The organism is Pseudomonas sp. MWU12-2020 (assembly GCF_023100605.1).
GTDB classification, from domain to species: Bacteria; Pseudomonadota; Gammaproteobacteria; order Pseudomonadales; family Pseudomonadaceae; genus Aquipseudomonas; species Aquipseudomonas fluorescens_H.
In genome coordinates, this window is record NZ_JALMEX010000007.1 from 22,830 (window position 1) to 45,515 (window position 22,686).

A 22,686-nucleotide genomic window follows, 5' to 3' on the forward strand; every position below is an offset into this window, starting at 1 on the left:
TTGCACGCTTAACGCAGTGACTTCGCGTAAGACCGGGCAAAACTAGCACAGAGACGGGGAAATATCCGCCTCTAGCTACCCATTTGGTCAGGTTTATTGCTCTAAATCGGTAAAAAACTGCATAAGGACCGCCACCCGCCCCGGATTTGCCCTTCACCCCGCGCCAAAACCAGTGGTTGCGGTACACTGGGCGCTTTTTCGGGGGAGCCTGCCCTCCTCCCTTCCACCAGCCGAGAAGCCCATGCCGATCCGTCATTGCATCGTCCACCTGATCGACAAAAAACCCGACGGCACGCCCGCAGTTCTGCACGCCCGTGACTCTGAACTGGCTGAGTCCGCGGCCATCGAGAACATGCTCGCCGACCTCAACGAGAGCTACAACGCCAAACAGGGCAAAGCCTGGGGCCTGTTCCATCCGGAATCCGGCGCGTTCCCGTTCAGCGGCTGGCTGAAGGAATACATGGACGGTGGCAAGGACTTCGCCGCGTTCAGCAAAGTCGCGGTCGAGCATCTGCAGAAGTTGATGGAAGAGTCGAACCTGTCGGTCGGCGGCCACGTGCTGTTCGCCCACTATCAGCAAGGCATGACCGACTACCTGGCGATCGCCCTGCTGCACCACAGTGAAGGCGTGGCGGTGACCGATGAGCTGGACGTGACCCCGTCGCGTCACCTCGACCTCGGCCAGTTGCACCTGGCGGCGCGGATCAACGTGTCCGAGTGGCAGAACAACAAGCAGTCCAAGCAGTACATCTCGTTCATCAAGGGCAAGAACGGCAAGAAGGTTTCGGAATACTTCCGTGACTTTATCGGCTGCCAGGAAGGCGTCGACGGCCCGGGCGAGACGCGCACCCTGCTCAAAGCCTTCAGCGACTTCGTCGAGAGCGAAGACCTGCCGGAAGACTCCGCCCGCGAAAAAACCAAGACCCTGGTCGATTACGCCAGCAGCCAGGCCAAGCTCGGCGAGCCGATGGGCCTGGAAGAGCTGTCGGAGCTGATCGACGAAGAACGCCCGAAAGCCTTTTACGACCACATCCGCAACAAGGACTACGGTCTGTCGCCGGAGATTCCGGCGGACAAACGCACCCTTAACCAGTTCCGCCGCTTCACCGGCCGCGCCGAAGGCCTGTCGATCAGCTTTGAAGCGCACCTGCTGGGCTCGAAGATCGAGTACGACGAAGAGGCCGGCACCCTGATCATCAAGGGCCTGCCGACCTCGCTCACTGATCAGCTCAAGCGCCGCAACTGATGCTCGGTAATGTGCTGAAGAAGGTCGCACTGGTCCTGCTGGTGGTCGTGGTCTATCAGAACTGGGGCAAGATCGAGCGGGTGTTCAACCCGTCGCAAATGGTCTCGGAGCAGGTTCGTGCCAACGCCAGCGTCGTGCTGTATTCCACCGACTGGTGCGGCTACTGCAAGCAGACCAAGCGTTTTCTCGACAGCAAAGGGATTGCGTTCCAGGAGTTCGACATCGAGAAGGACGCCGAGGCGCGCAAGGCGTATGAAGCGCTGGGTGGACGCGGGATTCCGCTGATTGATGTGAATGGCACGTTGATTCGCGGGTTCGACCCGGACGAGATCCTCGCTGCCCTCAAGTAACACACACACCTGTGGCGAGGGAGCTTGCTCCCGCTGGGCTGCGAAGCGGCCCCCGCTTTTCAGGGCGAGCGCGCGTTCGCATATTTTGCGACTGCTGCGCAGTCGAGCGGGACGGTGCGACGATTCGACAAGCTCCCTCGCCACAGTATGTTGTGTGTAACCGTTACTTGGCTTCGATGCGGAAACCAAAGCGCGGGAAGTGCACATGCACCACGCCGCCACGCGGGTCTTCGCGGCGCAGGATCAGCTCTTCGCGGCCGGCAAACAGCAACTCGCCCACCACCGGATCGACCCCGTAGTCTGTGGCGGCAATCGCCACCTGCTGCCCGGCCTTGAAGCCGTTCGGATCTTCAAACCGCTCATCCGGCAACGCCGCCGGCGTCGAACTGCGCGCCACTTCCAGCGCTTCCTCGGCCGTCATCTCACTCGCCGCACCATGACCAAAGCCCAACACGCGCCCCAGCCACGCAGCGACGGCCGGATACTCGTCCACCAACGGCGCAGTAACGTGCGTCGCCTTGAGGAACCACAGCGGATGCGCCAGAGCGAAGTCGGCAATCGACGGCTCACCGAACAGGAAGTCGCCCTGCTCACGCTGCAACTGCTGCTCCAGCCGCGCCATGAGCGTTGGCCACTGATGCTTGGCCTGCTCGGCCGACAGCCGCGTGGCGCTGCCGCCACTGAACAGCCCGGCACGGTCAGCGATAAAGGCCTTGATCGCTTCCGGCGGCAACTTGCCGAAACGCACGGCGACCGATTCCGGCTGGAACACCAGACTGACCGCGTGCTGGAACACCACCGAATCGGCCCACGCCGCGAAGCTGGCACTGGTCATTTCCTGACCTTCAGGGAAGAACGCCGGCAGGGCTTTTTCCTGCTCCAGACGACGGGCGATCAACGACGTGTCGCAATAGATATCGGCACCGATCTGCAACACCGGGGTCTTGCGGTAGCCGCCAGTAAGCGCGGTCAGATCCGGCTTGGGCATCACCGGCGAGATGTGCACCGAGCGCCAGGACAAGCCTTTGAAGCCCAACAGCAGGCGGGCCTTTTCGGCAAATGGAGAGGTCGGGTAATGATGCAGAATCAACTCGGACATGCTCGGCTCCGCCGCACAAAAAGTGAGTCAGCAGCTTAGCGTGCATTTGGATAGCAGCCTACAGATCTGGCTGATGGGAACCAATCAGTCAGATTGATAAGACGCGACCAGGCATTCCTTGGCGCTCTTGCGCAGCTTCTTGATCAAGCGTTCCTGACGCAACGCATCGCTCTTGTCGCGGCAACGTTCGGTGTAGACCAGCGCCATCGCCGGGCTGGACAGGAAGAAGCGCGCGCCCTTGCCGCTCTGATGCTTGGCGAAGCGGCGCACCGGGTCGTCGCTGATCCCGCAATACAGCGAACCGTTGGCCGCGCGCACGAGGTAGACGAACCAGGACTTGCTCACTGGCTCGACGACATCAAGTGGTTTTTCGCTGAGGCTGGTCACTTCGGGATCTGGACGTGTAGGAAACAGGCCGCGATCTTATCAGCGACCGGCCTGAAATGCCTTCAGCCCTTTCAGCGCCTGCGCACGGACGGCGTTGCGCACCAGTGGCGTCCAGCCCAGCAGCAAGCCTTTGAAACCCAACGCCTGCCGCGACCAGCGCCACAGGTCGAAGTGGTCGTGGTGCTCGCAGATCTTGCCGTCACGAAAGACGAAGCGCGCCTGTATATCGTTGATCACCACGTTGCCGGTCTGGCTGAACAGGTAAGTCGCCACCCAGTGCGCGCCGCCGCTGCGTTCGTCGGCGCGGACATCGTCGAAAGTCAGGGAGAAGTCCTTGGCGCGGGTGGTAAGCATGCGCCACATGTCGCCGGCATCGCGCCCGCGCAGTTCACCGAAGGCCGGATCGCTGAACACCACATCGTCGGTGTAGCAGGCGGCCATGGCCTCGGCGTCGAGGCGCTGGAAGGCCTGGTAGAAGCGGGTGATCAGGGCGGCGTGGGCTTCGCTCATGGGCAAACTCCAGGAAATGGACAGATTGCCAGCACGATAAGCTGCAAATCGCAGAAACACTATCGGCATTCGCGCAGCGAATACCACGCAAGATTTAAAGCACCGCAAAAACTGTGGGAGCGAGCTTGCTCGCGAAGAGGCCGGCACATTCAACATGATCTGTGCCTGAACCACCGTCTTCGCGAGCAGGCTCGCTCCCACATGGGATATCACTGGCCCCAAAAAAGGGCTACGCGTCAGATTTTTTCGCTTTGCACTTGCACGTACAGCGAGCGGCCGGCACCCAGCCCGGCAATGATCGCCCCGGTGCCGATGATGCCGAAAATCCAGCCCACCGCATTCCAGCCGCCCGTCCAGTCATGCACCACGCCGACCGCGAACGGTCCCATCGAAGCCAGCGTATAACCGAAGCCCTGGGACATGCTCGACAGGTTCGCCGCGACGTGCGAATCCCGTGAGCGCAGCACGATCAAAGTCAGCGCCAGGCTGAACGTACCGCCCTGCCCCAGGCCCAGCAGAATCGCCCAGCCCCACAGGCCTTCAATCGGTGCATACAGGCAACCGAACAGACCACCGAGGGTCAGCGCCATCACCACCACGATCGCCAGCCGCTGATCCTTGCCACGGGTCGCCAGCCACGGCGCCGCCAGCGAACTGGCGAGCTGGATGATCACCGAACCGGACAGCACCAGCCCGGCCTGGGTCGGGGTCAGCCCGCGGCCGATCAGGATCGACGGCAACCAGCCGAACACGATGTACGCCAGCGACGATTGCAGGCCCATGTACAAGGTCACTTGCCAGGCCAGCGGATCGCGCAACAGCCCACGCACCCGATAGGCGACGTGGTGCGCGCCGTGTTTCTGCCCAATCTGCGGCAGCCAGAACAGCGCCGCCACCAGCGCCGGGATCACCCAGAAACCCAGGCCCAGCGCCCAGCTGTGGTCGAAGTGCTCGCTCAACGGCACGGTCGAACCCGCGGCCATTGCCGCACCGAGGCACAGGGCCATGGTGTAGACGCCGGTCATGGTTCCGGCGTGTTTGGCGAAGTCGCGTTTGACGATGCCCGGCAGCAGCACGCCGATAATGCCGATGCTCGCGCCACCGAGAACACTGCCGGCGAACAGGCCGATCTCACCGAAGTTACTGCGCACAATGATGCCGGCGGCCAGGGTCAGCAGAATCCCCAGCACCACCCGTTCAGCGCCGAAACGCCGCGCCAGTATCGGCGCCAGCGGTGCGAACAGGCCCAGGCACAGCACCGGCAACGTGGTCAGCAAACCGGCCTGCGCAGCAGACAGGCCAAGGCTTTTCGACACTTCGCTGAGCAGCGGCGCCATGCTCGACAGCGCCGGGCGCAGGTTCAGCGCCACCAGAATCAGCCCCAGCAGCAACAGCCACGGGCGGCGCACCAGCGGATGGCTTTGCTGCACCTGTTCGTCGTCGGCCTCGGCGTCGATCAGTAGCTCTTCGAGTTCTGCCGTGCGCTTGGGGGTTGAGAGGTTGTTCTCGGTTTCAAGGTTCATTGATCAACTGCCTCGATATGGCTTTGGCCCGCTCCGGGTCGCGTTGTTCGACGGCATCGAGCAACTCGATGTGCAGGTCGAACACTTCCTGACGGCGCGGGACGATGTTCAGCGTCTGGCGCAATTGCGCGCCGACGATGCTGGAGAAATAGCGATACAACTCGCTGAGGGTGGGGTTGTGCGCGGCGTCCACCAGACGGCGGTGGAACACCAGATCGCAGGAAATGTAAGTGTCGAGATCGCCGTGGTAGTGGCTGCCGCTGGTGCCGAGCGCTTCGCGCAGTGCCACCAGATCTTCATCGGTGCGGCGCAACGCGGCCAGGCCAATCGCCTCGACTTCAAGGATGTGCCGGGTTTCGCGCGCCTGCTCCAGCGAGCAACGGGACAACGCCTTGAGCGTGTCCATCGGATCGACCACTGCGCGCAGATAACTGCCGTCACCCTGACGGATTTCGATCAACCCGGAAAACGCCAGCACGCGCATGGCTTCGCGCACGGTGTTGCGGCTGATGCCCAACTCGCTGCACAGCTCCGGCTCGGTCGGCAGCCGTTCGCCGACCTGCCACACGCCATCGGTGATGCGCTGGCGCAGCTGATCCAGGGCCTGATCGACCAGGGATCGCTTGATCAAAGGTGAGATGTCTGTCATGAAATTCGCCCTTTCATCCAATCATAGGATGAATTTCCTGACATGGTAGTCAGGCAACCGAATCGGCACAAGGGGCAAATCGCGGGCAAAAATAAACCCGGAACAGGTCCGGGTTTATTTCACTGCCTGAATTAGATCAATGCAGGATCTGGCTCAGGAACAGTTTGGTGCGGTCATTCTGCGGGTTGTCGAAGAAGTCGTTCGGTGCTGCCTGCTCGACGATTTCGCCCTTGTCCATGAAGATCACGCGGTTGGCCACGGTGCGGGCGAAGCCCATTTCGTGGGTCACGCAGAGCATGGTCATGCCGTCCTCGGCGAGGCCGATCATGGTGTCCAGCACCTCTTTGACCATCTCCGGGTCGAGGGCCGAGGTCGGTTCGTCGAACAGCATGATTTTCGGTTTCATGCACAGTGCGCGAGCAATCGCCACGCGCTGTTGCTGACCGCCGGACAGTTGCCCCGGGAATTTATGCGCCTGCTCCGGAATGCGTACGCGCTCCAGATAATGCATGGCGATTTCCTCGGCCTTGCGCTTGGGCATCTTGCGCACCCACATCGGCGCCAGCGTGCAGTTCTGCAGGATGGTCAGGTGCGGGAACAGGTTGAAGTGCTGGAACACCATGCCGACTTCACGGCGGATCGCTTCGATCTGCTTGAGGTCGTTGGTCAGTTCCACGCCGTCGACGACGATGCGCCCCTGCTGGTGCTCTTCCAGACGGTTGAGGCAGCGGATGGTGGTCGACTTGCCGGAACCCGACGGGCCGCACAGAACGATACGCTCGCCCTGTTTGACGTTGAGGTTGATGTCTTTCAGCACATGGAACTGGCCGTACCACTTGTTCACGCCCTGCATCTGAATAATGCCTTCAGGGCCCACAGGCTTTTTGATTGCTTCGCTCATTTACCGAGAACTCCTAACGCTTGTGGCCAGTGTCGAGCTTGCGTTCCAGATGCATGGAATAGCGCGACATACCAAAACAGAAAATCCAGAACACCAGGGCGGCGAACACGTAGCCTTCGGTGGCCATGCCCAGCCATTTCGGGTCGGCAGCGGCTTGTTTGACGCTGTTGAGCAGGTCGAACAGGCCGATGATGATCACCAGGCTGGTGTCCTTGAACAGCGCAATAAACGTGTTGACGATGCCCGGAATCACCAGCTTCAGGGCTTGCGGCAGAATCACCAGGCCCATCGCGCGCCAGTAACCGAGGCCCATCGCCGCAGCCGCTTCGTACTGACCTTTGGGGATCGCTTGCAGACCGCCGCGCACCACTTCGGCAACGTAGGCCGACTGGAACAGAATCACGCCGATCAGCGCCCGCAGCAGCTTGTCGAAGTTCATGCCTTCGGGCAGGAACAGCGGCAGCATTACCGAGGACATGAACAGCACCGTGATCAACGGCACGCCGCGCCAGAACTCGATGAAGGTCACGCAGACCACGCGAATCGCCGGCATGTTCGAGCGACGGCCCAGCGCCAGAATGATCCCCAGCGGCAAAGCGCCGGCGATACCCACGGTGGCAATGACCAGCGTCAGCATCAGGCCGCCCCACTGGCTGGTCGCCACGGTGTCGAGGCCGAACACGCCGCCATGCAGCAGGCACCACGCGACGATCGGGTAGATCACCAGGAAGCTCAGGCCGTACACGGCTTTGTGCGCCACGCGTTTGATAAACAGTGGTGCCACGCCGATCACCGCCAGCCACACGGTCAGGTCGACGCGCCAGCGCAGTTCCGCCGGGTAGTAGCCGTACATGAACTGGCCGAAACGCTGCTGAATGAACACCCAGCAGGCGCCGTCCTTGGTGCAGTCGGCGCGGGTGGTGCCGACCCAATTGGCATCGAGGATCGCCCAACTGAGGATCGGTGGGACCACCAGGTAGATCAGGTAGAACGCGAACAGGGTCAGCAGGGTGTTGAGCCAGCTGGAGAACATGTTGGCGCGTATCCAGGCCATCGGGCCGAAGACCTTGGCCGGCGGTGGCATGTCGGGTTTGAAAGTATGGGTTGTCATGCGCGTTTCCTCACCGCTCGATCAGCGCAATGCGCTTGTTGTACCAGTTCATCAGCAGGGAAATGCTGATACTGATCGCCAGGTACACGCTCATGGTGATGGCAATGACTTCGATCGCCTGACCGGTCTGGTTGAGCACGGTGCCGGCGAACAGCGAAACCATTTCCGGATAACCGATACCGGCGGCCAGCGACGAGTTCTTCGCCAGATTCAGGTATTGGCTGGTCAGCGGCGGAATGATCACTCGCAGGGCTTGCGGAATGATCACCTTGCGCAGGGTCGGGCCGTTGCGCAGGCCGAGCGAACGCGCCGCTTCGGTCTGACCATGGCTGACCGACTTGATCCCCGAACGGACAATTTCCGCAATGAACGCTGCGGTGTACACGGTCAGCGCCAGGGTCAACGCGAGCAGTTCCGGGATCAGCACCCAGCCCCCCACGAAGTTGAAGCCCTTGAGTTGCGGCATTTCCCAGTGCAGCGGCGCGCCGAAGATCAGTGCGCACAGGGTCGGGAGTACCAGCAGGATCGCCACGCCGGTCCAGAATTTGTGGAACGGTACGCCGGTGTCTTCGAAACGCTTGTTGGCCCAGCGGCACATCAGCACGATGGCGACGATGGCCAGCACCACACTGATGACGAACGCCCAGAAGCCGTCAGCCATTTGCGCGGCCGGCATGTTCAGGCCCCGGCTGCTGACGAAGAAGGTGTCGCCGAAGTTATGGCTGTTACGCGGTCCCGGCATGGTCAGGAACACCGCGAAGTACCAGAACAGAATCTGCAGCAGCGGCGGAATGTTGCGGAACACTTCCACATACACGGTCGCCAGTTTGCTGATGATCCAGTTCGGCGACAGCCGCGCCACACCGATGATGAAGCCCAGCAGGGTCGCCAGGATCACGCCGATGACGGTCACCAGCAGGGTGTTGAGCAAACCGATCACGAACACCCGGGCATAGCTGTCCGCTTCGGTGTAGGAAATCAGGTGTTGAGCGATGCCGAACCCGGCACTGCGCTCCAGAAAGCCGAAACCGGAAGTGATGCCCCGGTGCTGCAGGTTGGTCTGGGTGTTGTCGAACAGATACCAGCCCATGGCGACCACCGCCACGACGGTGATGATCTGAAACAGCCACGCACGCACTCGCGGATCGCTGAGGCTGAACCTCTGCTTTGGTGCGCCGATTGAATTTTGCATGAAGTGCCCCGGAAGAAATGGAACAGAACATCACCCGGCGGTTGGCCCGCCGGGTGATAGAACCATTAGCGCACTGGTGGTGCGTACTGAATGCCGCCGTTGGTCCACAGCGCGTTCAGGCCACGGTCGATTTCCAGCGGAGTGCTCTTGCCGAGGTTTTTCTCGAAGATTTCACCGTAGTTACCGACCTGCGAAACGATTTTCACAACCCAGTCCTTCGGCAGTTTCAGGTCCTTGCCGTATTCACCGTCAGCACCCAGCAGACGAGCGACGTCCGGGTTCTTGGTGGATTTGGCTTCTTCCAATACGTTTTTCGACGTCACGCCGGCTTCTTCAGCGTTCAGCAGCGCGTAGCCAACCCAGCGAACGATCGCCAGCCACTCGTCGTCGCCGTTACGCACGACCGGGCCCAGCGGTTCTTTGGAGATGGTTTCCGGCAGTACCACGTAGTCTTTTGGCGAAGCCAGTTTGCTGCGCTGTGCGTACAACTGCGACTTGTCGGAGGTCAGCACGTCGCAACGACCGGATTCCAGCGACTTGGCGCTTTCATCGGAGGTGTCGAATGTGATCGGGGTGTACTTCAGGCCGTTGGCACGGAAGTAGTCGGACACGTTCAGTTCGGTGGTGGTACCGGCCTGGATGCAGATGGTTGCACCGTCCAGTTCCTTGGCACTTTTCACGCCCAGCTTGTTGTTGGCCAGGAAGCCCACGCCGTCGTAGTAAGTGATGAAGCCCGGGAATTTCAGGCCCATGCCGGCGTCACGCGAGCTGGTCATGGTGGTGTTGCGCGAGAGCAGGTCGATTTCGCCGGACTGCAGCGCGGTGAAGCGCTCCTTGGCGTTCAACTGGCTGAACTTGACCTTGTTGGCGTCGCCGAATACCGCAGCGGCCACAGCGCGGCAAACGTCAGCGTCGATCCCGAGGATCTTGCCCGAAGCGTCCGGTACCGAGAAACCCGGCAGACCGTCGCTCACGCCACATTGCACGAAACCTTTCTTCTGCACGGCATCCAGGGTTGCACCCGCCTGAGCGAACCCGCTGACGCCGAGTACTGCTGCAGCAGTCACGACCGCCAGAGTGGATTTCAACATCTTCATTCAAACCTCCAGTTTTGCTCTTGTTGTGTCGGAGCTTGAGTCCAGTCGCACCCTTTTGAGGCGTTGTTGACCCGTGTTGGCTTTTTTTGGGGTCAACCGACGTAAGACCTTCGCTATGAGTCTAGTAGGAGAAAATCCACATCATGGACAACTCACTTCTCACCAGTCGGCCGAACGGGCTGTAGCCCTTCCACGTTCGCTTTGCCCGTAGCGGCCATTGGCGAACATCCATCACCGGATTCTTTGCAATCCCGTCGCAAGTCGTACACTGATAGTGTTACCGCAAGGCGTAGGACGCGTCGTACAGAATCCTCCATAGCAAAGCCCGTACCACACCGCTTGCTGAAGCGATTGTGCGACAGGTCAAGAGCAAAACTTGTAGCCTTGCGACATCTTGTTAACTGATCGACCGGGCGCGCACGCAAATCACGCACTTATTGAGAGCGCCCGCACATTTTTGGAGCAGCCATGACCGAGCCCCTGATTCTTGAACCCGTAAAGCCCGCAGACGCCTGCGTTATCTGGCTGCACGGCCTCGGCGCTGACCGCTATGATTTCCTGCCGGTGGCCGAAGCGCTGCAGGAAAGCCTGCTGACGACCCGCTTCGTATTGCCGCAAGCGCCGACCCTGCCCGTCACCATCAACGGCGGTTACGCGATGCCGAGCTGGTACGACATAAAGGCCATGAGCCCGGCGCGGTCGATTGACCGTGACCAGTTGGAAGCGTCAGCGGATCGCATCATTGAATTGATCGAAAAGGAGCGCGCCAGCGGAATAGACGCTTCGCGGATTTTTCTCGCCGGGTTTTCCCAGGGCGGCGCCGTGGTGCTGCACACCGCTTATATAAAGTGGCAAGGTCCTTTGGGTGGCGTACTTGCCCTCTCCACCTATGCCCCGACCTTCACCGACGAGATGGAGCTTTCCGCCAGCCAGCAGCGCATTCCCGCCCTTTGCTTGCACGGCCAACGCGATGGCGTGGTACTCAACGCCATGGGCCGCAGCGCTTACGAGCATTTAAACAAGCATGGTGTCACCGTGACATGGCAGGAATACCCAATGGAGCACGAAGTGTTACCCGAAGAAATTCGCGACATCGGCGTCTGGCTGAGTGAGCGCCTGCGCTGATTCGGCCGCTTGCCGGACCGCTTTGATCATCCCACTACGCCGCGCCCGTTTCTTGCATTACACTGGCCGGCGTACATTCCTTAACCAATTGATGAGATGACCGTGCTCGAAGCACTCAAGAAAATGTTCGGTAAAAGCGAGGCTGAGCAGCTCGCGCCAGTCCCCAGTGCGCCGTCGCACGCCCCCGGCCCTCGCAGCGATGCGCCCAAGGTTGAACGTCCGGCACCGGTAGCGACACCCGAGCCCGAGCCGCAACCCGCCATCGCCGCCGAACCGGTTCGCGCCGAAGCAGCGAAACCGGCCAGACCGCGCCGCGAACCGAAGCCCAAGGCACCGGTCATTCCCTGGAAACTCGAAGACTTCGTCGTCGAACCCCAGGAAGGCAAAACCCGCTTCCACGATTTCAAACTCGCGCCGGAACTGATGCACGCCATCCAGGATCTGGGCTTTCCATACTGCACGCCGATCCAGGCGCAGGTGCTGGGCTTCACCCTCGCCGGCAAAGACGCCATCGGCCGCGCGCAGACCGGCACCGGCAAGACCGCCGCGTTCCTGATCTCGATCATCACTCAGTTGTTGCAGACGCCACCGCCGAAAGAACGCTACATGGGCGAACCCCGTGCGCTGATCATCGCGCCGACCCGTGAGCTGGTGGTGCAGATCGCCAAGGACGCTGCCGACCTGACCAAATACACCGGCCTCAACGTGATGACGTTCGTTGGCGGCATGGACTTCGACAAGCAGCTCAAGCACCTCGAAGCGCGCCACTGCGACATTCTCGTCGCCACCCCCGGCCGGCTGCTCGACTTCAACCAGCGCGGCGATGTGCACCTGGACATGGTCGAAGTGATGGTGCTAGACGAAGCCGACCGCATGCTCGACATGGGTTTCATCCCGCAAGTGCGGCAGATCATTCGCCAGACCCCGCCGAAGTCCGAGCGTCAGACCCTGTTGTTCTCCGCGACCTTCACCGAAGACGTGATGAACCTGGCCAAGCAATGGACCACCGATCCGGCGATCGTCGAAATCGAAATCACCAACGTGGCCAACGAAAACGTCGAGCAGCACATCTATGCGGTGGCCGCGGCTGACAAGTACAAACTGCTCTACAACCTGGTCAACGATAACGGCTGGGAGCGCGTGATCGTCTTCGCCAACCGCAAGGATGAAGTGCGCCGCATCGAAGAACGCCTGGTGCGCGACGGCATCAACGCCGCGCAACTGTCCGGCGACGTGCCGCAGCACAAGCGCATCAAGACCCTGGAAGGCTTCCGCGAAGGCAAGATCCGCGTACTGGTGGCCACCGATGTCGCCGGTCGCGGCATCCACATCGACGGCATCAGCCACGTGATCAACTTCACCCTGCCGGAAGTCCCGGACGACTACGTGCACCGCATCGGCCGCACCGGTCGCGCGGGCGCTGACGGCGTGTCGATCAGCTTCGCCGGCGAAGACGACTCCTACCAGTTGCCGTCGATCGAAGAGAAGCTCGGACGCAAGATCAGCTGCGAAACACCGCCGACGCACCTGTTGCGCGCAGTGGAACGCAAGCGTCCGCAGCCGCAGTAAGCGACCTGTAACGCCAAAAGCGCAGCCGGCAACGGCCTGCGCTTTTTTTTGTCCGGGGTTTTCAACAGGCGCTTGCGATAGATAACTAAAAGTCCATAATGGACAAATTAGTTTATATCTAGACCGCGGAGCCTGACATGTCCAGTACACCCTACGTGATCGACCACACCCAGGCCCGCGAGCTGCTGGCGCGCATCGACGTGCCGCAGATCCTGCGCAAACTGTTCCGCGACCTCGCCGCCGGCCACGCCGTGCAACCGGCGCAGCAATTGGTCGAGTTTCCACAGGGCGCCGGCGACTTCATCAATTATCTGGGGGTGCTGGCCGAGGACGGCGTGTACGGGGTCAAGACCTCGCCCTACATCGTCCGCGAGCAAGGGCCACTGGTGACGGCGTGGACGCTGCTGATGTCGATGCACAGCGGCCAGCCGTTGCTGTTGTGCGATGCCGGCGAGCTGACCACCGCGCGTACCGCCGCGACCACGGCGGTGGCGGTCGATGCCCTCGCCCCGCTGAATGCCACGCGACTGGCGATCATCGGCAGCGGCAAGGTCGCTCAGGCGCATCTGCATTACGTGAAAGGCCTGCGCGACTGGCAGAACATCAGCGTGTATTCGCCGAGTCTGTCTGAGGATGCGCACACCCAGGCACTGCTGAAAGAAATTTTCCCGGGGCTGAAGACTGCCGACAGCCGCGAAACCGCCCTCGACGATGCGGACGTGATCATGCTCTGCACCTCGTCCGCCGGGCCGGTGATCGAACCCGCAGCGTTGGCCAAACCGGCGCTGATCACCTCGATCAGCACCAACGCGCCACGCGCCCATGAGGTGCCGCCGCAGAGCCTGGGCGACATGCAGGTGTTCTGCGACTATCGTCTGACCACGCCGGGGTCGGCCGGTGAAATGTTGATCGCCAGTGAACAACATGGCTGGAGCAAGGACTTGATCGTCGGCGACCTCGCCGACCTGCTCAGCGAGAAAGTGCTGCGCCCCGGTTACGAGCGTCACGTATTTTTCCGTTCAATCGGTCTGGGCCTGGAAGACATTGCGCTGGCCAATGCGGTTTATCACTTGACCAACTAACACCACAAATCCCCTGTAGGAGTGAGCCTGCTCGCGAAGAGGCCGTGTCAGGCAACGTATTGGCCGAATGACACATCGCCTTCGCGAGCAAGCTCGCTCCCACAGGGGATCAGCCTATTTCCCAATATTGCGAGCCACTGGAGATTTACATGAGCCAGGCAGATTTCATCATCATCGGCGGCGGGATTGCCGGCGCTTCCACCGGGTTCTGGCTATCGCCCCACGCCAAAGTGATCGTGCTCGAACGTGAATCGCATCCGGCCTACCACTCCACCGGGCGCTCTGCCGCGTTGTACTCCGCGGCCTACGGCACGCCGCAGGTGCGAGCATTGACGCTGGCCAGCCGTGAGTTTTTCGACCATCCGCCGAGCGGCTTCTGCGAGCATCCATTGCTCACGCCGCGCGGTGAAATGACCGTGGATTTCAGCGGTGATGCCGCCGAGCTGCACAACCAGTACCTCAGCGCCAAGGCCACGGTGCCAGAGATGCAACTGCTCAGCGCCGACGAAGCCTGCGCCCGTCTGCCGATTTTGCGTCGGGAAAAAGTCCACGGCGCGATCTACGATCCAACCGCCACCGACATCGACACCGACGCGGTACATCAGGGTTACCTGCGCGGTATCCGCCGCAACAACGGCGAAGTGCACACCGATTGCGAGGTGCTGGGCCTGACACGTGACGCCGATGGCCTCTGGCAGGTGCAAACCAACGGCCAGACCTTCAGCGCTCCGGTCATCATCAACGCCGCCGGCGCCTGGGCCGACAAGATCGGCGCACTGGCCGGCGCACAAGCGCTGGGCCTGCAACCGAAACGCCGCGCGGCGTTCATTTTCGCCGGCCCCGAGGGCGTGGACATTCATCACTGGCCGATGCTGGTCAGCCTCGACGAATCGTTCTACATGAAGCCCGACGCCGGGATGTTCCTCGGCTCGCCGGCCAACGCCGATCCGGTCGAACCCCACGACGTGCAACCGGAAGAGCTGGACATCGCGATGGGCATCTACCAGATCGAAGAGGCCACGACCCTGACCATCCGCCGTCCGACCCGCACCTGGGCCGGACTGCGCAGCTTCGTCGCCGACGGCGATCTGCTCAGCGGTTTCGATCCACAGGTACCGGGGTTGTTCTGGGTCGCGGCCCAGGGCGGTTACGGCATCCAGACTTCACCGGCCATGGGCCAGGCCAGTGCGGCATTGGTGCGTGGGCAGGCGTTGCCGGAGCATCTGCGTCAGTTCGGCCTGAGCAGCGCCATGCTCTCACCCTCACGGCTGCGCTGAAGGCCCCTGCGGATGACGCGCCCAACGGATTGCGGCACACTCGCAGCGCCCCCGTGCACGGGGGCGCTGACGCCGCCTGGAGCTCCACAAACATGACCGCCCCCGAATTCGATCCGGCCCTGGATAACTTCCGTGCCATCGCCGACGCCATCGCCACGCTGTTCTTTCCCCACGCCGAAGTGGTGCTGCACGACTTGCGCACGCAGAAGGTCGACTACATCGCCAACAACCTGTCCAAGCGCGAGATCGGTGACGATTCGTCGCTTGAAGACATGCTCAGCGAGGAGGTCAGCGAGCGCAACATCGGCCCGTACGAAAAGCTCAATTGGGATGGCCAGAAGATTCGCAGCCTGAGCACCGTGCTGCGCGACCGCGACGAGCGGCCGCTGGCGGTGCTGTGCATCAACCTGAATATTTCGCTGTTCGAGAATGCCAAGGCTGCGCTGGACCTGTTCCTGTCGCCAAGCAAACTGATCCCGCAGCCGGATTCACTGTTCCGCGATGACTGGCAGGAACGCATCAACACCTTCCTCCACGCCTGGCTGCGCGAGCGGCAACTGAGCCTGAATCTGCTGACCCGCGATCACAAGCGCGAACTGGTGCTGGCCCTGCACGCCGAGGGCGCGTTCAAGGGCAAGAGTGCCTCGAACTATGTGGCCAATGTGCTGAACATGGGGCGGGCGACGGTGTACAAGCATTTGAAGGAATTGAAGGGCTAGAGATTTTCATCGGTAGTTCCGGCCTCTTCGCGAGCAAGCTCGCTCCCACAGGGATTTGTGAATGCCATAAATCTAATGTGGGAGCGAGCTTGCTCGCGAAAGCGGTAGATCAGTCGCCGTAGATGTCCGACTTGAAGTACTTCTGGGAAATCGTCTGATACTCGCCACTCGCACGAATCCCGTCGATGGCCGTGTTCAACTCGCTGACCAACTCGGTATTGCCCTTGCGCACCGCGATCCCCGCGCCCTCGCCCACGTACTTCGGATCCTTCAGCTCCGGCCCGACAAACGCATAACCCTTGCCGCGCGGCATCGACAGGAAGTCGGTCAGCGGAATGGTGTCGGCGAAAATCGCATCGAGCCGCCCGGCCGCCAGGTCCATGTAGATTTCTTCGTTATTGCCGTAGCGTTTGACGTTGATGCCCTTGGGCTCAAACACCTCGGTGGCATAACGGTCGGTGGTGGTGGCGCGCTGCACACCGACGGTCTTGCCCTTGAGGCTGGCGTACCGATCATCGACCGTGGCGCCGTCCTTCATCACCAGTCGCGAGGAAGTGAAGTAGTACTTGTGGGTGAAATCCACCGACTTCTTGCGGTCATCGTTGATGGTCATCGACGATAGCGCCATATCGATTTTCTTCACTTTCAGCGAAGGAATCAGACCATCGAACTCTCCCTCGACCCACACACACTTGACCTTCATCTGCGCGCACAGGGCGTTGCCGATGTCGTAGTCGAAACCGACGATCTCGCCCTTGTCGGTCTTCGAGGCGAACGGTGGATAAGCGGCTTCGATGCCGATGCGCAGGGTTTTCTCGGCAGCGAATGAGCTGGTGCACGCCAACAGGCTCAGGGCCAGACCGGTGATCAGGGGGAGTTTCTTCATGTTCGTTTTCTCGCGGTTTGTTGTTGGTTTGGCAAGACAGAAGAAAAGAGCTGGAACGGTTTTTTTGTACTTGTAAATCCATACTGGACTTTAACGTACACATCGTCAATCAGGCAGCAGAGATTGATCCGCCTCGCTATCCGATGCGGTGTCATTCAGTCTGGGGCGATGCTGATGGCCTCTTCGCGAGCAAGCCCGCTCCCACATTGGAAATGCGTTCTCCTGTGGGAGCGGGCTTGCTCGCGAAGACGGACTTGAAGGCGCTATAAAAACTACTTCTTCCAGCGATCCGCAGCGGCATGATCACTGTCACGCCCTTCCACCCAGCGCGGACCATCGCTGGTGGTTTCTTTCTTCCAGAACGGCGCGCGGGTTTTCAGGTAGTCCATGACAAAGGCGCAGGCGTCGAACGCCGCCTGGCGATGGGCGCTGGCGGCGCCGACAAACACGATCGGCTCGCCCGGCTCCAGCGCGCCGATGCGGTGCAGCACTTCGAGCTTCAGCAGCGGCCAGCGCTGCTCGGCCTCGACGGCGATCTTGCCAAGGGCTTTTTCGGTCATGCCCGGATAATGTTCAAGGAACATCCCGGCCACATCCAGCCCGTCATTGAAGTCGCGCACGTAGCCGACAAAACTCACCACCGCGCCGACACCGACATTCGCCGCGTGCATCGCGTTGACTTCAGCGCCGGGATCGAACGCCGTGGACTGCACCCGAATCGCCATGCCTCAGCCTCCGGTCACAGTGGGGAAAAACGCCACTTCGTCACCGTCGCTCACCGGCTCGTCGAGCTGACACAGATCTTCGTTGCGTGCGCACATCAGGTTCTGTTCGCTCAACACCTCGGCGCCCTCGCGTTGCGCGAGCAGCGCACGCACATCGTCGACAGTGGCGAAATCGCCTTCGACCGCGACCGAGTCCACACCCAGCGCTTCACGGTAACGGGCGAAAAATTTCACGGTCAGGTTCATGGCTGCTCCGCCTGGAAATGCCCGCTCTTGCCGCCGACCTTCTCCAGCAGACGCACGCTTTCGATGACCATGCCGCGGTCCACCGCTTTGCACATGTCGTAAATGGTCAGCGCGGCGACGCTGGCAGCGGTCAGCGCTTCCATCTCGACGCCGGTCTGCCCGGACAGTTTGCAGCGGGCGACGATGCGCACGCTGTCGTCACCTTCAGCGCTGAGTTCGACCTTGACCCCGGTCAGCATCAGCGGATGGCACAACGGGATCAGATCGCTGGTTTTCTTCGCTGCCTGAATGCCGGCAATGCGCGCCACGGCAAACACGTCGCCCTTGGGATGGCCGCCGCTGACGATCATCTGCAGGGTTTCAGGAAGCATGCGCACCAGCGCCTGGGCGGTCGCCTCACGGAACGTCACGGCTTTTTCGGTGACGTCGACCATGTTGGCGCGACCTTGGGAATCGAGATGAGTCAGCACGGGATTACTCCTGATCAGGAGCGTGGATTGTAAACCTGCGGGTCAAATTTCCGCATCACTGATTATGAATTCACCACTATCCCCTGTGGGAGCGGGCTTGCTCGCGAAAGCGGTGTATCAGGCACACATTTGGTGGCTGACACACCGCTTTCGCGAGCAAGCCCGCTCCCACATTGGGTGATGTGTTCATCCATAAAAAACGGGCGGCTGTCAGGCCGCCCGTTTTCTGATGGAGGGTTACAGATGCGATTCGGCGTATTCGGCCAGAATCGAGCGTGGCACCCCTTGCAGGGTGATGTGCACACCGTTGGGGAAATCCTTGAAGCGTTCGGTCAGGTAAGTCAGCCCGGAGCTGGTCGCGGACAGGTAAGGGGTGTCGATCTGTGCCAGGTTGCCCAGGCACACCACTTTGGAACCGGCGCCGGCCCGGGTGATGATGGTTTTCATCTGGTGCGGCGTGAGGTTCTGACATTCGTCGATCAGGATCAGGCTCTGCTGGAAGCTGCGACCGCGAATGTAGTTGAGCGATTTGAACTGCAACGGCACTTTGCTGAGGATGTAGTCGACGCTGCCATGGGTGTTTTCGTCATCCATGTGCAAGGCTTCGAGGTTGTCGGTGATGGCGCCCAGCCAAGGCTCCATTTTTTCCGCTTCGGTGCCCGGCAGGAAGCCGATTTCCTGGTCCAGGCCCTGCACGCTGCGGGTTGCGATGATCCGGCGATAGCGCTTGCTGACCATGGTCTGCTCGATGGCCGCGGCCAGCGCCAGAATCGTTTTACCGGAACCGGCGGCACCCGACAGGTTGACCAGGTGAATGTCCGGATCAAGCAAGGCGTACAACGCCAGGCTCTGGTAGATGTCGCGTGGCTTGAGGCCCCAGGCTTCCTGATGCAGCAGCGGTTCCTGGTGCAGGTCGAGGATCAGCAGCCTGTCTTCCTGGATTTCCTTGATCCAGCCGACAAAGCCTTGTTCGTCAATGATGAACTCGTTGATGTGCACCGCCGGCAGGTTGTCGATCAGCTGTACCTGATGCCAGGTGCGGCCGTGATCCTGACGGGTTTCAACCTTGCTCACGCGGTCCCAGAAGGAGCCGGTCATGTTGTGATAACCGTTGGGCAGCAGGGACACGTCATCGACCAGTTGGTCGGTGCTGTAGTCCTCGGCCGCGATCCCGCAGGCGCGCGCCTTGAGGCGCATGTTGATATCTTTGGTGACCAGCACCACGGCCTTCTTCGGATCACGGGTGTGCAGGTCGATCAGTTGGTTGATGATTTTGTTGTCGTTCAGATGCTCGGGCAGAATCAGGTTCGACTCGGCCTGTTTGCTCATCAGAATTGACAGCAAGCCCTTCGGCCCGCCCTTGCCGCGCTGAATCGGCACACCCAGTTCGACATCCTCGGGGGAGGCATCGCCCAGGGTCTTGTCGATCAGCCGGATCGCCTGGCGGCATTCGGCAGCAACGCTGTGATGGCCGCTCTTGAGCTTGTCCAGCTCTTCGAGCACGGTCATCGGGATCGCGACGTGGTGTTCTTCGAAATTCAGCAGGGCATTTGGATCGTGAATCAATACGTTGGTATCGAGTACATAAAGGATTGGCTGGTTGGAAGAAGGGCTACGTCCGTGATCATCCATACTCGGTCACCTTTGTGGGAGCCATTCGACGCAATACCTGGGCGGTGCTGCGCCTCGAAGTGACTGCCGAACTCATCCACGAGGGCCTGGATGAACTGCACACAAAAGGAGTCTTGGAAGACGCCACCTGTGTTGCAGGTTTCGGCGGTCTGTCTTCGTAATACTCCAAAACCCATGACATAAAAAAGCACTTTGACGGTTTTTTTAAGTTTATTTTGCAGAGTGACGAAAAGCCCTTGGCGGACTGTCCAGACCCCGCTAAAGTCGGAAGTCCGCCTGCATCGAATTCTCTAGAAAAATCGCCCCAAGCCCAATGTTTCCGGGCTTTTTCCGTTTGTCAGCGAAACCCGTCCTGACAGTCCTCAAAGCCGATGCCGCTTTGCGCAGTTTGCGTGATCAGCCACGGCAACGCGGTCTTCACCGCATCCTGTTTCATGTTGAAATTGATCACCCCGTGACGCCACAGCAGCATCAGGGTCAGCACCCGCTGCGCGCTCGGCGCGCCCTTGAGCTTGCCTGCACCGTCCTGGGCATCGATGTCCCACAGCGCCACTTGCAGGCCCTGATTGCGGAAGAAGCTGCCGGCATCACTGCGGCGCTGACCTTCCGGTGGACGGAACAGTGGTACGTAATTCTCCGGCAACTTGTTCTTTACCAGATCGCTGCTGCGGCGCACCGAGTCCTGCCAGTCCTGCCAGTGGCTGTGGGAGCGGAACTCCCAGCCCTGAACACCGACGCATTGCTTCGAGAACTCCGATTGCAGGTTGCTCACCGAGCGATCGGCCAGCCGCGCCTGCACATCCTTGCCCAACAGGAAGAACGTGCCGCTGAGGTTGGATTTGCGCAGGTAGTCGGCGATCCAGTCGGTGTTGTCCGGCTGCAGATTGGCGGCGCTGTCGAAACTCAGCAGAAACAGCCGATCGTGCATCTCGTCGCCGTTGCGCTCGTAGTCGCCAAAGTGATCGACTTCGCTGCTGGTCTGCGGCGACAGCGCGGCCTTGCGCATCAGCTCGTCCAGGTACTGCAGATGGAACAAGCGGCTCGGCTCGGCCCACTTGGTGTAATAGCTGTCATCGCTGACCACAAACTTGGCGGCCTGCTCGCGCAGGGTCGGCAGGTCTTCGACGAGGAAGCAGAACGAGGCGTCCTGATCGCAGCTTTGCTGGGCGAAGTTGTAGTTAGCCAACAGGCGTTCCCAGAGCCGCTGACGCAGGCGGCTGATCGCGTCGACGTTGACCGTACGCAACCCCAGACGCTGGGCCAGCGCGGCCTCGTCCAGCGCTTCGGTGCCGAGCAGGCCACGGGCGAACATGAGGATTTCCGCGCGCGAAGCAACGTCGAACAGCGTCGGGCTGCTCAGTTGTTCGGGCCAGGTGCTGCGATCCAGCGTCGCCACATCACCCGGTGCCGCCATGGCCCCGAAGCTCAATAGCCACGCGGTGAATAAAAGAACAATGCGCAAAGGGGTGTCTCCATAACCAAACCCGCGCGGCACTATAGCTGATCCCGCGCGATTCCCCTCAGCCACTCCGATTCCCTGCGGGAGGGGGCTTGCTCCCGAATGCGGTGTGTCATTCAGCAAATATGGCGACTGACCCGGCCTCTTCGGGAGCAAGCCCCCTCCCACAGGGAAATGTGGCGAGCCGTCGATCACCTATGGGCTTGATAGCTGGAGTCAACTCGGCCAACCCCCTAGAATCGCCCCCACGATTAAAGGAGACGACTTCATGCTGATGGTGATTTCCCCCGCCAAGACCCTCGATTACGAAACACCGCCGGCGACCCAGCGCTTTACCCAGCCGCAATACCTGGACCATTCCCAGGAGCTGATCCAGCAACTGCGCGAACTGAGTCCGGCACAGATCAGCGAACTGATGCACGTGTCCGACAAGATTGGCGGCCTGAATGCCGCGCGCTTCGGCAGCTGGACGCCCGCCTTCACCCCGGAAAACGCCAAGCAGGCCCTGCTCGCGTTCAAGGGTGACGTGTACACCGGCCTCGATGCGCAATCGTTCAGCGAAGCCCAGTTCGACTATGCGCAGAAGCATCTGCGCATGCTCTCCGGCCTCTATGGCCTGTTGCGTCCGCTGGATTTGATGCAACCGTATCGTCTGGAAATGGGCACCAAACTGGCCAATGCCCGTGGCAAGGATCTGTACGCGTTCTGGGGCACGCGCATCAGCGAATGGCTCAACGAAGCGCTGGCCGAGCAAGGCGACGACGTGCTGCTGAACCTGGCGTCCAACGAGTACTTCTCGGCAGTCAAGCGCAGCGCCCTGAACGCGCGGATCATCAATACCGAGTTCAAGGATCTGAAGAACGGCCAGTACAAGATCATCAGCTTCTACGCGAAAAAGGCCCGTGGCCTGATGAGCCGTTTCGTGATTCAGGAGCAGATCAACGATCCGGCCGCCCTGAAACAGTTCGATGTGCAGGGTTATCGCTACAGCGCCGAGCAGTCGAAACCGGACAATCTGGTGTTTCTGCGCGATCACGCTCCGGAATAAAGCATGCCCATTGCACGACTCTTTCTATAAAGAGTCGTGCAGCTCGCACGACGTCAAAAATCCCTCGCCACATTTCGCCGTTTTATTGGCGCCATAAAATCGTTCTCCCCAATTCTAATTTTAGTTTCACTCGACAGCCGCACTTTTTTTCAGTAGTGGCACGTAAATTTTTTTACGGTAGTGGCACAAAACTATCTAGCTCGATTACGCACCGATTAACAAAGGCCCAAATCGAAAGTGCTATCAAATTGAGACCAGTGCCATCTTTGTCAATATTTCAAAAAATTTCAGATTTCGCGATGAGTGGGTAGGAACTATGTCCAAATGCATAGCTCATACCACCGGTAACGATTCTCACCGAGTTTGTACGAGATAACTTACGC

General features: G+C 60.5%; 23 protein-coding genes. 8 read left to right on the plus strand and 15 right to left on the minus strand.

Features of this window, described 5'->3' with window-relative positions:
* Window positions 1-241 precede the first annotated feature (241 nt).
* Both yejK and M0814_RS17065 read left to right on the plus strand, forming a co-directional pair.
* Complete coding sequence (gene yejK, locus M0814_RS17060; protein ID WP_003221908.1) at window positions 242-1,246, plus strand: nucleoid-associated protein YejK; 1,005 nt, start codon at window positions 242-244, stop codon at window positions 1,244-1,246.
* Window positions 1,246-1,596, plus strand: a complete 351-nt coding sequence (locus tag M0814_RS17065; protein ID WP_003221906.1) for a glutaredoxin family protein — start codon at window positions 1,246-1,248, stop codon at window positions 1,594-1,596. The genes yejK and M0814_RS17065 overlap by 1 nt, the downstream gene beginning before the upstream one ends.
* 163 nt (window positions 1,597-1,759) lie before the next feature.
* Here M0814_RS17065 and M0814_RS17070 read toward each other — a convergent pair whose 3' ends face one another.
* The 9 genes from M0814_RS17070 to M0814_RS17110 all read right to left on the minus strand — a co-directional run bounded on the left by M0814_RS17070 (window position 1,760) and on the right by M0814_RS17110 (window position 10,065).
* Window positions 1,760-2,695 (minus strand): glutathione S-transferase family protein, encoded by a 936-nt coding sequence (locus M0814_RS17070; RefSeq protein ID WP_103484918.1) that lies wholly within the window; start codon window positions 2,693-2,695, stop codon window positions 1,760-1,762.
* 84 nt (window positions 2,696-2,779) lie between these two features.
* Entirely contained in the window at window positions 2,780-3,082 is a 303-nt protein-coding gene (locus tag M0814_RS17075) for a GIY-YIG nuclease family protein (protein ID WP_003221903.1), read from the minus strand.
* A 39-nt stretch (window positions 3,083-3,121) separates the two neighbouring features.
* The gene (locus M0814_RS17080) at window positions 3,122-3,592 is read right to left on the minus strand and encodes a nuclear transport factor 2 family protein (protein ID WP_103484919.1); all 471 of its coding nucleotides are present in this window, start codon (window positions 3,590-3,592) and stop codon (window positions 3,122-3,124) included.
* A gap of 236 nt (window positions 3,593-3,828) precedes the next feature.
* Window positions 3,829-5,115 (minus strand): CynX/NimT family MFS transporter, encoded by a 1,287-nt coding sequence (locus tag M0814_RS17085; protein WP_103484920.1) that lies wholly within the window; start codon window positions 5,113-5,115, stop codon window positions 3,829-3,831.
* The gene (locus M0814_RS17090) at window positions 5,105-5,764 is read right to left on the minus strand and encodes a FadR/GntR family transcriptional regulator (protein ID WP_103484921.1); all 660 of its coding nucleotides are present in this window, start codon (window positions 5,762-5,764) and stop codon (window positions 5,105-5,107) included. The genes M0814_RS17085 and M0814_RS17090 overlap by 11 nt, the downstream gene beginning before the upstream one ends.
* Before the next feature lie 136 nt (window positions 5,765-5,900).
* A complete protein-coding gene (locus M0814_RS17095) occupies window positions 5,901-6,665 on the minus strand; it encodes an amino acid ABC transporter ATP-binding protein (RefSeq protein ID WP_003221897.1) in 765 nt (254 codons plus the stop codon).
* A 13-nt stretch (window positions 6,666-6,678) separates the two neighbouring features.
* Window positions 6,679-7,776, minus strand: coding sequence for an amino acid ABC transporter permease (locus M0814_RS17100; protein WP_003221895.1), 1,098 nt, complete (start codon window positions 7,774-7,776; stop codon window positions 6,679-6,681).
* 10 nt (window positions 7,777-7,786) lie between these two features.
* Complete coding sequence (locus tag M0814_RS17105) at window positions 7,787-8,968, minus strand: amino acid ABC transporter permease (protein WP_103484922.1); 1,182 nt, start codon at window positions 8,966-8,968, stop codon at window positions 7,787-7,789.
* Window positions 8,969-9,033: 65 nt separating this feature from the next.
* Entirely contained in the window at window positions 9,034-10,065 is a 1,032-nt protein-coding gene (locus M0814_RS17110; RefSeq protein WP_047292688.1) for an amino acid ABC transporter substrate-binding protein, read from the minus strand.
* A 468-nt stretch (window positions 10,066-10,533) separates the two neighbouring features.
* On the opposite strand from M0814_RS17110, the gene M0814_RS17115 reads away from it, so the two are divergent.
* The 5 genes from M0814_RS17115 (at window position 10,534) to M0814_RS17135 (ending at window position 15,837) form a co-directional block, all read left to right on the plus strand.
* Complete coding sequence (locus tag M0814_RS17115) at window positions 10,534-11,190, plus strand: alpha/beta fold hydrolase (RefSeq protein ID WP_103484923.1); 657 nt, start codon at window positions 10,534-10,536, stop codon at window positions 11,188-11,190.
* Window positions 11,191-11,286: 96 nt separating this feature from the next.
* The gene (rhlB, locus tag M0814_RS17120) at window positions 11,287-12,759 is read left to right on the plus strand and encodes an ATP-dependent RNA helicase RhlB (protein ID WP_003221889.1); all 1,473 of its coding nucleotides are present in this window, start codon (window positions 11,287-11,289) and stop codon (window positions 12,757-12,759) included.
* 137 nt (window positions 12,760-12,896) lie between these two features.
* Window positions 12,897-13,841, plus strand: a complete 945-nt coding sequence (locus tag M0814_RS17125) for an ornithine cyclodeaminase family protein (protein ID WP_103484924.1) — start codon at window positions 12,897-12,899, stop codon at window positions 13,839-13,841.
* Between the two features lie 149 nt (window positions 13,842-13,990).
* Complete coding sequence (locus M0814_RS17130; RefSeq protein ID WP_003221885.1) at window positions 13,991-15,118, plus strand: FAD-binding oxidoreductase; 1,128 nt, start codon at window positions 13,991-13,993, stop codon at window positions 15,116-15,118.
* Window positions 15,119-15,210: 92 nt separating this feature from the next.
* A complete protein-coding gene (locus M0814_RS17135) occupies window positions 15,211-15,837 on the plus strand; it encodes a transcriptional regulator (protein WP_003221883.1) in 627 nt (208 codons plus the stop codon).
* A 109-nt stretch (window positions 15,838-15,946) separates the two neighbouring features.
* Here the strand turns inward: M0814_RS17135 and M0814_RS17140 are convergent, their stop codons facing one another.
* The 6 genes from M0814_RS17140 to M0814_RS17165 form a co-directional block, all read right to left on the minus strand.
* Window positions 15,947-16,723 (minus strand): ABC transporter substrate-binding protein, encoded by a 777-nt coding sequence (locus M0814_RS17140; RefSeq protein ID WP_103484925.1) that lies wholly within the window; start codon window positions 16,721-16,723, stop codon window positions 15,947-15,949.
* Between the two features lie 272 nt (window positions 16,724-16,995).
* Window positions 16,996-17,448: a molybdopterin synthase catalytic subunit MoaE gene (moaE, locus tag M0814_RS17145; RefSeq protein ID WP_103484926.1), complete on the minus strand. Its 453-nt coding sequence runs from the start codon at window positions 17,446-17,448 to the stop codon at window positions 16,996-16,998.
* Window positions 17,449-17,451: 3 nt separating this feature from the next.
* Window positions 17,452-17,694: a molybdopterin converting factor subunit 1 gene (gene moaD / locus M0814_RS17150; RefSeq protein WP_003221876.1), complete on the minus strand. Its 243-nt coding sequence runs from the start codon at window positions 17,692-17,694 to the stop codon at window positions 17,452-17,454.
* Window positions 17,691-18,164, minus strand: a complete 474-nt coding sequence (gene moaC, locus M0814_RS17155) for a cyclic pyranopterin monophosphate synthase MoaC (protein ID WP_095138249.1) — start codon at window positions 18,162-18,164, stop codon at window positions 17,691-17,693. The genes moaD and moaC overlap by 4 nt, the downstream gene beginning before the upstream one ends.
* Before the next feature lie 237 nt (window positions 18,165-18,401).
* Window positions 18,402-19,796: a PhoH family protein gene (locus tag M0814_RS17160; RefSeq protein ID WP_003221872.1), complete on the minus strand. Its 1,395-nt coding sequence runs from the start codon at window positions 19,794-19,796 to the stop codon at window positions 18,402-18,404.
* Between the two features lie 337 nt (window positions 19,797-20,133).
* On the minus strand, window positions 20,134-21,258 hold the full coding sequence (locus M0814_RS17165; RefSeq protein WP_103484927.1) for a polysaccharide deacetylase family protein: 1,125 nt from the start codon (window positions 21,256-21,258) through the stop codon (window positions 20,134-20,136).
* A 265-nt stretch (window positions 21,259-21,523) separates the two neighbouring features.
* On the opposite strand from M0814_RS17165, the gene yaaA reads away from it, so the two are divergent.
* Complete coding sequence (gene yaaA, locus M0814_RS17170) at window positions 21,524-22,303, plus strand: peroxide stress protein YaaA (RefSeq protein ID WP_003221868.1); 780 nt, start codon at window positions 21,524-21,526, stop codon at window positions 22,301-22,303.
* Window positions 22,304-22,686: the final 383 nt, after the last annotated feature.